General features: G+C 49.4%; 9 protein-coding genes. 4 read left to right on the top strand and 5 right to left on the bottom strand.

The genetic code is table 11. The features are described from left to right. Window positions 1-278: 278 nt before the first annotated feature. The 3 genes from KKD83_08415 to KKD83_08405 are packed head-to-tail and all read right to left on the bottom strand — an operon-like array spanning window position 279 to window position 3,726. The gene (locus tag KKD83_08415; protein ID MBU2536168.1) at window positions 279-1,514 is read right to left on the bottom strand and encodes an ABC transporter permease; all 1,236 of its coding nucleotides are present in this window, start codon (window positions 1,512-1,514) and stop codon (window positions 279-281) included. After that, window positions 1,511-2,179, bottom strand: coding sequence for an ABC transporter ATP-binding protein (locus KKD83_08410; protein MBU2536167.1), 669 nt, complete (start codon window positions 2,177-2,179; stop codon window positions 1,511-1,513). The genes KKD83_08415 and KKD83_08410 overlap by 4 nt, the downstream gene beginning before the upstream one ends. A gap of 14 nt (window positions 2,180-2,193) precedes the next feature. Next, window positions 2,194-3,726, bottom strand: a complete 1,533-nt coding sequence (locus tag KKD83_08405) for an HlyD family efflux transporter periplasmic adaptor subunit (protein MBU2536166.1) — start codon at window positions 3,724-3,726, stop codon at window positions 2,194-2,196. A gap of 233 nt (window positions 3,727-3,959) precedes the next feature. Between KKD83_08405 and KKD83_08400 the strand changes: the two genes are divergently transcribed. From KKD83_08400 to KKD83_08390, 3 genes are all read left to right on the top strand, one after another. Then, window positions 3,960-4,397, top strand: coding sequence for an SHOCT domain-containing protein (locus tag KKD83_08400; protein ID MBU2536165.1), 438 nt, complete (start codon window positions 3,960-3,962; stop codon window positions 4,395-4,397). A gap of 161 nt (window positions 4,398-4,558) precedes the next feature. Then, on the top strand, window positions 4,559-5,254 hold the full coding sequence (locus tag KKD83_08395; protein MBU2536164.1) for a response regulator transcription factor: 696 nt from the start codon (window positions 4,559-4,561) through the stop codon (window positions 5,252-5,254). Then, window positions 5,244-6,623 (top strand): HAMP domain-containing protein, encoded by a 1,380-nt coding sequence (locus KKD83_08390; GenBank protein ID MBU2536163.1) that lies wholly within the window; start codon window positions 5,244-5,246, stop codon window positions 6,621-6,623. Before KKD83_08395 ends, KKD83_08390 begins: the two co-directional genes overlap by 11 nt. A 232-nt stretch (window positions 6,624-6,855) precedes the next feature. Here KKD83_08390 and KKD83_08385 read toward each other — a convergent pair whose 3' ends face one another. Further along, window positions 6,856-7,095, bottom strand: coding sequence for an Lrp/AsnC ligand binding domain-containing protein (locus tag KKD83_08385; GenBank protein ID MBU2536162.1), 240 nt, complete (start codon window positions 7,093-7,095; stop codon window positions 6,856-6,858). A 172-nt stretch (window positions 7,096-7,267) separates the two neighbouring features. After that, window positions 7,268-7,765 carry a DNA-binding protein gene (locus KKD83_08380; GenBank protein MBU2536161.1) on the bottom strand — a complete coding sequence of 166 codons (498 nt, stop codon included), beginning with the start codon at window positions 7,763-7,765 and terminating at the stop codon, window positions 7,268-7,270. 547 nt (window positions 7,766-8,312) lie between these two features. On the opposite strand from KKD83_08380, the gene KKD83_08375 reads away from it, so the two are divergent. Then, entirely contained in the window at window positions 8,313-9,290 is a 978-nt protein-coding gene (locus KKD83_08375) for an aminopeptidase (protein MBU2536160.1), read from the top strand. The last annotated feature ends 166 nt before the right edge of the window (window positions 9,291-9,456 follow it).

Here is a 9,456-nt window from a genome sequence, read left to right as displayed (position 1 = left end):
CTGGCAACTGTTCGGGCTCTTCTGGAGATTCGGGCGTGGCGACCACGCTGCCCCACGGTCTTGCAAGACCTAAGGTCAATCGATCTGCCACACCCAGCCTCCGGCAGACATTCTATCATATTGTTTGAGATACAAGGTCAGTATTCTGACACTTAGATTCCGCAAATAATCCGTGATGTCATTTTAGGATGTACCCTGTAGGCGTGAGGAGTCATAGTTAAATGGGCGCGGCAACAAGGGAACCTTTTTAGACAAAGCTAGGTTGAACAAACCGATGTCTATTCAGACCTCAGTGCTTCAATAGGATTGAGGCGTGACGCATTCCAGGCAGGGTAAAACCCAAAGAACAAACCAATTCCCACCGATACCGAAACGGCAAGAATGACGATGTCAGCACTAACGATAGTCGTCATTATTCCCATACTGGAAACAAAATATGAGACCATCCAGCCTGCGATGACGCCGATGACACCGCCGGCAAACGTCAGGAAAGCGGCTTCAATGAGGAACTGAACCCAAATATCCCTCTCCCTGGCTCCCAGCGCCTTTCGGATACCTATCTCCCTGGTCCTCTCCAGCACCGATACCAGCATGATATTCATCACCCCGATACCCCCCACCAGCAGTGAAATAGCAGCAATAGCGCCTAAGAGAAGGGTCATCGTACCCGTCGCTTCAGACACGGTTTCGGATATCTCCTGTATAGATATAATACGAAAGTCATCATCTACATTAGGTCCCAGCCGGTGTCGGTCACGAAGCAGGCTCGTTATTTCATCAACCACGTATTCTGTCTGCTCCTCGTCGCTCACCGTCAGCACTATGGACGAAACTATGCGTTCGCCCTGATTGGTTCTTGGCTGGGCAACCATCTGCTGCATAGCAGTTAACGGAATCAAAATGGCATCATCAGGCGAGGAGCCCATAAAGCCTTCTTTGGTTTCCAAAACTCCGATAACACGGACAATGTTATTGCCCATACGTATCTGCTGCCCAATCGGGTCAGTATCACCAAACAGGGTCTCTTTTACATTCGAGCCAAGTACTACTACCTTTGCGCCACGCTGATACTCATAGTCAGAGAAGAAGAAACCATAGGCAATCTCCAAATTCTGTATCTCCTGGTACTCCGGGGGTACACCGGCAACTTGAGAATTCACATTCTCGCCACCGACAACGACCTGGAGCGAGGTTGAGTAGGTAGGAGCTACCGAATCCACATAAGCAACCTGTCCTGATATTGCCTCTGCATCTTCTTGAGTAAGTGTGCGAACGCTACCGGCAGCACTCCTGACACCACCAAAGGTAGACGAGCCAGGACTGATGGTAATGAGGTCCGACCCCATGCCCTCGATGCGGGAGAGGATGTCTGCCGAAGCACCCCTGCCGATGGACATCAGAGCAATCACGGCGGCTACACCGATGACGATTCCGAGGATGGTTAAAAAGCTGCGAAGCTTGTGGGTGACCACACCGACCCAGGCTGTTGAGAAAGGTTCAAACCACTTCTTCATACCTTCTCCTCCCTTTCTACCTGACCGTCCATAAGATGAATAATGCGCTGACAGTGACTAGCTATATTGGCGTCATGAGTTATCACGAGCAGGGTAATGCCCTGCTCGGCGTGTAAAGAGGTGAGGATGGAGATTATCTCCGCACCGGAACGGCTGTCCAGATTGCCGGTAGGCTCGTCGGCTAAAATCAACGGAGGATTTTTCACCAGAGCCCGGGCAATGGCCACCCTCTGCTGCTCTCCACCGGAAAGTTCGGTAGGGCGGTGATTGGTACGGTCGGAGAGTCCCACCCTAGCCAGTGCCTCCATAGCCCGCTTGCGGTCGCTGCCGCCGGCATACCTCATTCCGAGATCCACGTTGGCCAGTGCCGATAATCGGGGAAGTAGATTGAAGGTCTGGAAAACGAAGCCCACCTTCTGACCTCTGATCTGAGCCAGTTCGCCACTGCCAAGGTGGCTCACCTCTTTATCTTCCAGATAGTAACTGCCCGAAGTCGGTGTATCAAGGCAACCGATAAGATTAAGTATGGTCGTCTTGCCTGAGCCAGAGGGACCCATAATCGCTACTAGTTCGCCCTGTTCAATATGGAGGTTTACTTCCCTGAGTACGGTCAGTTCCCTTTTACCCATGGGATAGACTTTGGTTATATCCTGTAATCTAATCATCGAAATGAACTCCTTTAATCATGTGGCGGTCTCATGAAAGGCATTGGGCTTCTCGGTGTCGGGCTTGTTGATGTAGTGGTTGTCCCCTGCGGAACGATTACTTGCTCACCTTCACTGAGCCCATCGGTTACTTCTGTAAACTGCCAGTCACTGATGCCCAGCTGTATCACACGCTCTTCAGCGACGCCGTCCTTTGACACCTGAACAAGGGTCTCCATCCCAAGGCGAGTAATCGCTTGGTTTGGTACCAGTAGCACGTTGTTCCTCTCCGCAACTAGTATGTGCACAGTGACGGTCAAACCCTCTCTAAGCTGAAAGTCTTTTGATATTTCCGTTGGTATCTGTCGTTTTTGTCCTCCTTGCGCCTGTTGCCGCTCCTGCATTACCGCTTCATGTGACTCTATTTCCACTTCTACCTGATAATTCACGACGCCTGACTGAATAGTTGCCGTGGGGGAAACGTGGGTAACCTTAGCCGAAAGGCTCATTCCCGGCATGGCATCCACCTGCACCCAGGCGTCTCCTCCCAGCTTTACCTGCAGGATATCTATCTCGCTTACCATGATATCTGCTTCAAACTTTTCGGGGTCGGCAAGCTGCACAGCGACGGTACCGCTTAAAACCTCGTCGCCACCTTCCACGTTCACCTTGGTGATGAACCCGTCGAATAGCGCTGCAATAATCGGGCTTTTACCGTTTGCCTCTTCCAGCTCTTCTCGAGCGTCCACCAGAGCTTTTTCGGCATCCGCCAATTTCCCCTGGCTCAGCGTCAGTTGAAGCCCCTTTAGCGCCACGTCTTCGGCTACTTCATTTAAATCTTCCTCGGCCTGAGCTAGCGTCATCTCAGCCGATTCTACCTGCAACTTCTTTATAGCCACTTCCTCCGTGTCGTAGCCCTGTACAAGGGCGTTGTATACCTTTTCGGCTGCATCCAGTTCCGCCTGAGCGCGGGTGACAAGCCTGTCAAAACCACTTTCCAAAGCATATTCCAAAAGGGCTTCAGCCTTCTCCACCTCAGCTTCTGCAATCTCAATATCTGGCCAAGTATGGGTTTCTTCCGCCACAGACAGGTTATACTTTGCCTGGTCCAAACTTATCTGGGCATTAAGCAGCGCCAGTTCTTTAGCTTCCTTATTATCCTTTGAGTTCTTCAGAGTTTGTTCGGCTGTTTTCAGGTTGATTTGTGCCTGTATCAGGTCGCGTTCTTTTGCTATAACCTGGTCTTCCAACGCGCTCAGCTCGTCCTCCCATTCCTCTGTATCCAGGCGAGCCAGAACCTGCCCCTCGGTAACAATGTCTCCCTCTTCTACAAGAACCTCTTCTACTGTTCCCTCCTGGTAGAACAGGTCAAAAGCCAGGTCCTCGCTGCGGGACAATGCCAGGTTACCAACGGCGGTGATTTCAACTGCCAGGTCACCGCGCTGTACGCTGACTATCTGGGTTTCAGCCATATCTTCTTCGCTTGGTTCAGAACTACAACCCAGCGATGAAACTGTAAGCCCAACTAGGATAAAGGCTGTCAGGACTGTCATTACTGTTCTTTTCATATTCCCTGCCTTCCATATTCTTTTATTATTCCTGAAATCAGTATGGCAGGAGAATATTAAGAAATTATGAAGATTTACACGACTTAATAAACATTCATCGTTTATTTCTTCAAAAGCGCACAGGATATCGATGGCAAACTACGGTTTGCACTCTTTTAAAGTCTTAATCAGATTTTAATATTTGTTCTTTATCATTATTACTAGAATGCACAATTGAAAGGAGGTGAAACAAGATGTGGCGAAGAAAGAAACTGGTTATTGTTGCTGTGTTGGCGGCCGTGGTTCTGGTCGGGAGTATCGGCGGCATAGCCCTGGCTAACAACGGGGATGACAGCCAGCCTGAAGCCCCATGCACGGCGCTGCTGGACAGAGTCTGTGAAATCTACGAGCAGAAGACAGGCGTCGCCATCGACCCGGAGGTGCTCAGAGAAACCTTTACCCAGGTCCGAGGCGAGATGCACCCTGAAGGTATGCCAAACCGCGGTGAGATGGACCCCGAGGCTCTACAAAACCACCTTCAGGACCTTTTTGACCAGGGCAAGATAACCGAGGAACAGTATGAGCATATGAAGGACCGGATAGAATCAATGCCTGATAACCTGCCCGGTTTCGGCTTCCGTGGTCATGGCGGGTTCCGCGGTTTCGGTGGGCCATGTGCCCCGGCAGAATAACTTACTAATTTCCCTGTTACAACACTCTGCTGACCTTTCCGCAGGAGGGGGGGGGAGAATATCCCCCCCTCCTTTCTTTGACGAGCCAACAAATAATTAATAATTTCTTAACATTTATGGTATAACATTAACCAAGAATAGATTAACAGGAAGCTTCAGCGATGGCAGGCAAACGGGTACTGATTGTTGATGATGACCGGAAAACGGTAGAGCTGGTCAAGCTCTATCTGAACCGGGATGGTTACCGTGTGCTGACTGCTTATGATGGTATTGAAGCCCTGCGTCAAGCCAGGGAAGGACATCCTGACCTCATTGTTCTGGACCTTATGCTGCTCGGCATAGACGGGCTTGAGGTTTGCCGCACTTTGAGGGATGAATCCGATGTGCCTATCATTATGCTGACCGCCAAAACAACGGAACAGGACAAGCTGACGGGTTTGGACCTGGGAGCGGATGACTATGTTACCAAACCCTTCAGCCCTAAGGAGCTGGCTGCCAGGGTGAGGGCCTTGCTCAGGCGCCTCCCCGGGGAACGCGGGCCGTCTGAGGTCAAGAACGGAAAACTTGCCGTAGACTTCGTGAAACACCAGGCATTTCTTGGAGACAGGTCTCTGAATCTAACGCCGACCGAGTTCAAGCTGCTGGGGATTCTGGCCAGGGAACCGGGCAGGGTTTTCAGTCGGGCTGAAATCATCGAAAAAGCCCTCGGCTATGACTTTGAGGGTTTTGACCGCACTATAGACGTACATATTCTCAACCTGCGGCGCAAGTTGGAGGCAGATGCTGACCATCCCAAATACATAAAAACAATATACGGGGTCGGTTATTCTTTTATAGAGGCGGGAAATGATACATAGTCTGAAGTTTCGCTTTTTAATTGCCTTCCTCTCGGTAATACTGGTAACCATTGGCACAGTCTTTCTCTTCATAAGCCTGCGAACCAGCGGTGAAATCGGGCGATTTGAGGAGCGGCACGAGGAGGCACACTTTGCCCGGTTACTGCATTCGCTAACACGCTACCATTTTGAACAGGGAGACTGGACAGGTATTCAGGCCCAGGTTGAGGAGATGGGAAGTCTGTATGGACGTCGCATCGTGCTGACTGACGAGAATGGGGTCGTGGTCGCCGATTCTCAGGGCGATTTGATAGGGCAGACGTACCACCAGCAAGCAACTGAGACGGCTTTACTGCTACCAACGGTACCAACTCCGCCGCGCCCATTTTTGCCATCCCCGCCCGCAATAACGGAGGCATCAGGCACTGTTTATATCGGTCCTGAATTGTCAACGGACCCGACTTCACCACGGTTTCTATCTCACTCAATAACGCATTTCATTATATGGGGGTGTCTGATCGGAGGTGGTGTAGCACTGGCCATGACCTTAATTTTATCGCGGCGCATCCTGTCTCCTATTAAGGCGCTAACTGAGGCTGCCAGGAGATTGGGACAGGGTGATTTCTCCCCGAGGCTGGAACTAAAGGATAAAGGCGAAGTGGGAGAGTTAGCACGAGCATTTAACTCAATGGCCAATGATTTGGAGCGCGCTGAGCAATTGCGACGCAATATGGTTGCTGATGCAGCGCACGAACTGAGAACCCCTCTTTCCAATATTCGCGGCTATCTAGAGGCGGTAAATGATGGGGTGATAAAGCCAGATGCAGAGGCTATTCAATCGCTAAATGAAGAGGCGGCTCGGTTGGCACGGCTGGTTGACGAGCTTCAAGAGCTGAGTCTTGCCGAAGCAGGCGAACTGAAACTAGTATGCCAGGCTAAGGACATCTCCAAATTAATCAGCCAGACAGCATCGCCATTCCAGGCTCAGGCGGCGTCCAAGGGGGTATCATTGTCCCTTGACCTCATGGATGAGCTCCCGCCAGTGAACATTGATTCTCAGCGGATGGCACAAGTGCTCTATAACCTTCTGGATAACGCGATGGCTCACACTGAAAGTGGTGATGGCATCACCATTAGCACCACACAGAAGGACAACTGGATAGAGGTTGCCGTGACCGACACCGGCGCGGGTATCCCCGCTGAAGACTTGCCTAACATATTTGAACGTTTCTACAGGGTTGATAAGTCCCGCGCCAGGGCTACCGGCGGCAGCGGTCTCGGTCTTACCATTGCCAAACGCCTGGTAGAGGCCCATGGCGGTAGCATTGAAGTCCAGAGTGAGTTGGGGAAAGGCAGCCGCTTTGCCTTTGCGCTGCCTATATCATCATAAGTACCAATTTATTACGGACTCCGTTTTCCCTATGTATCGCTTTCCAGATTGTTACAATAGTATTCAGGAAATTCAAAGAACGTTCAATCTGATATAATAGCTAACCGTATGTTGACATTGCAACAAATGCTTGCTTTGTTACCGTGTTGAACATAATCACGGCATGTAAAACATATTTATTTTAATATAAAGTTTGTCGATTATGATAATCGGACAATTTAATATGGGCAGGTCAGTGCCCCGTAACTATTAAACAAGTGTCGCTATGAGCGATACCATCGATTAATGATATATCACTCTGTACGAGATGCATTAATGTATCAATATCATCGGCCTCAACTATAGCAACTACATCATGTGGTCCCCATATCACATCAGCCGCCAGAACTCCGGGCTTCTTACTCAATGCAATAACTACTGAAGATGATTGGCCTTTCTCAGCATCAATTAGCACGTATGCCCTTTTCTTCATTATTCGTCACCTCCCAGTTGAATTATAATACTAATAAGGGATTCCTAACGGTTCAAATGCCTCGATTATAAGGAAATACTTGTAATTATGGAAAAATACCACGAATCTGGATGGAATTTAGCTTTATTTTGCATCCTCCCTCTTCAAGATTTCTCATCATAAATCCGTTTTCCTAACTCTTAACACTGATAAAAGCTCCGATTGGAGTGCACAGACCTAAACCTATATCCTCATCCATCTGCCTGATCATTTCAGCATCAGTCAGTTCGACGATGAAGGCATTAAGCGTTCCCAGAACTGGATTACCGCCTTCCGCAAGGTGTCCGCCCAATATCTTCCCCTCGCTATCCGAGAAAATGCCGTGAAGGTGAATCATTGTCTCGCCTGTTTCCGACTGGAAGACAACGCCCTTGAGATTAAGCAGTTCTAAAGGACCAGGTAGGACCTGGGGCTCGGCCAAGCGCACGCCGTGCTTAGCCTTAGAATCGGGTACTAACAATTGATAGTTCAGCTGGCGTACGTTGCCGATGCCATCGATAGACCCGTATTTGATCCCGTTTTCTTCGCAAACTGACTTCAAGCCCTGGGTAATATCAGTATGGGTTTTTAACCTTACCGGGACAAATCTGCCGCATTTGCCCAAAGCATAAAAGGCACCAAGTTGTGTCATGTTGTTTTATCCCCCTTTCTTTTATCGGGATTGAGTTTACAGGTGTTCAAAGAGGTTGTCAATCCGTCACGCGTGGCGTCCTACAGAGTTACCATTTGAGCAGGAAACCCCTATTCAACCCCGTAACAATTTAAATTCAGCTTTACCTATCACAATCTGACGGTTTGCTGTCGGTAGAGGACAGGCGTTAATGAGGAATATATATTATATATTCCTTAGATTACTATAATACATATGCTGAAAAAGATCAGGTACAAATAATCTGCACAGCTAATTTCAGTGTATGGAAACTACTATAGGCATAGTATTGTTTACTGGAAGGAACTGAAATTAGGGGATGTAATAATTTACGCGACTGTGACTTCGATTGAACAAAACAGACAATTGTTACTTGGCTGAATGAAACGGGTGGTTGTTAACTGCAGCTTAGATTAGAATGGTAAATAAAATGCTTGGTTGCCCAAGGATTCGTAAACGGCGTTATGGTCTCCAGCAAAGACTTGGATGCTTTTTCCCAGAAGAGTAAAATAATGGTGAGGAGAAAACGATGAGTATATCAATCGTGAAAATGGCACCTACGGCTAAGATTGTAGTGGAGCAAGTCCTCGCCGTCAAGCCAGGAGAGATGGTGTGTATCTTTACCGATACGCAATGTCCGCAGAGCATTACCCGGCTTCTGGCAGATAGCGCTGGAGCCGCTGGGGCTGAGACTGTAATCGTCACTATTACGCCGAGAGATGTAGGTGGAGCGGACCCTTCTTCATCGGCGGCGGCGGCAATTCAGGCGGCCGATGCAGTTATCGCCCAGGCCAGTTATGGTATCCTCCACACTGAAACGGTAAGGGAGGCATTAAGGCGCGGCACCCGTGTGTGCGATATGTGGGGCTTTAATGAAGACATGATGGTACACGGCGGTGCCACTGCCGACTATGGAGAAATAGGAAAGCTTTCTCAACGACTGGCGCAAGTGCTCACCTCAGGCAAAGAAGCCCGTATCACTACACGGGAGGGCAGCGACCTCACCATGTCACTGGTGGATAGACAGGCACATGTCTTGGCCGCTTTGGCTACTGAACCTGGTCAGTTTTGTGCCTTCCCGGATGGTGAGGCTGCTATTTCACCTTTAGAGGGAACCGCGGAAGGAATTCTTGTGGCTCCTTTTTGCATAGAAAAAAGGGAGTTGGGATTTCTTAAGGAGGACTTATCGCTGAAAGTGGACGGAGGCAAGGCGGTACAGATTGAGGGTGGTATCGCAGCAAAACAGCTACTTGCCTTCCTGGAACAAATAGGTGATAGCGCCAGAAACATTGCTGAACTGGGAATAGGCACCAACCCCAAGGCCCGTCTTGGCGTAACTATTAGAGAGACAAAAAAGTCTTGGGGCACCGCACATATTGCCCTGGGCGATAGCAAGAGTTTGGGCGGGAAGGTGGAAAGCCCTCTTCATATGGACATGGTCTTTCGGGAGCCAACCCTGATGGTCGATGGCCAAACGGTCATCAAGGAAGGACAGATTTCCCTCTAAACGTTAAGGCAAAGTGCATGAGATGTGAAATTAGTGGAGTGAACCCCTGAAGCTGGACACAATGGGGTAGGAAGGTTTGGCAGGGTCCAAGTATAATGAATGAAAGAGAGGACCTTGCCATGAAGAATCAGAGGACGTTCAGCTTAGAGTTTAAACGCCAGGTAGT

The sequence above is a fragment of the Chloroflexota bacterium genome (assembly GCA_018829775.1).
In the GTDB taxonomy this organism is placed as follows: domain Bacteria; phylum Chloroflexota; class Dehalococcoidia; order Dehalococcoidales; family RBG-16-60-22; genus E44-bin89.
The sequence above is the reverse complement of the archived record's forward strand: the minus strand, read 5'-3'. Positions and strand labels throughout refer to the sequence as shown.

Excerpts from the sequence above, each read along its gene's own strand:
- KKD83_08375 (MBU2536160.1), top strand. The coding sequence starts at position 8,313 with ATGAGTATATCAATCGTGAAAATGGCACCTACGGCTAAGATTGTAGTG.
- KKD83_08390 (MBU2536163.1), top strand. The coding sequence starts at position 5,244 with ATGATACATAGTCTGAAGTTTCGCTTTTTAATTGCCTTCCTCTCGGTA.
- KKD83_08385 (MBU2536162.1), bottom strand. The coding sequence starts at position 7,095 with ATGAAGAAAAGGGCATACGTGCTAATTGATGCTGAGAAAGGCCAATCA.
- KKD83_08405 (MBU2536166.1), bottom strand. The coding sequence starts at position 3,726 with ATGAAAAGAACAGTAATGACAGTCCTGACAGCCTTTATCCTAGTTGGG.
- KKD83_08415 (MBU2536168.1), bottom strand. The coding sequence starts at position 1,514 with ATGAAGAAGTGGTTTGAACCTTTCTCAACAGCCTGGGTCGGTGTGGTC.
- KKD83_08410 (MBU2536167.1), bottom strand. The coding sequence starts at position 2,179 with ATGATTAGATTACAGGATATAACCAAAGTCTATCCCATGGGTAAAAGG.
- KKD83_08380 (MBU2536161.1), bottom strand. The coding sequence starts at position 7,765 with ATGACACAACTTGGTGCCTTTTATGCTTTGGGCAAATGCGGCAGATTT.
- KKD83_08400 (MBU2536165.1), top strand. The coding sequence starts at position 3,960 with ATGTGGCGAAGAAAGAAACTGGTTATTGTTGCTGTGTTGGCGGCCGTG.
- KKD83_08395 (MBU2536164.1), top strand. The coding sequence starts at position 4,559 with ATGGCAGGCAAACGGGTACTGATTGTTGATGATGACCGGAAAACGGTA.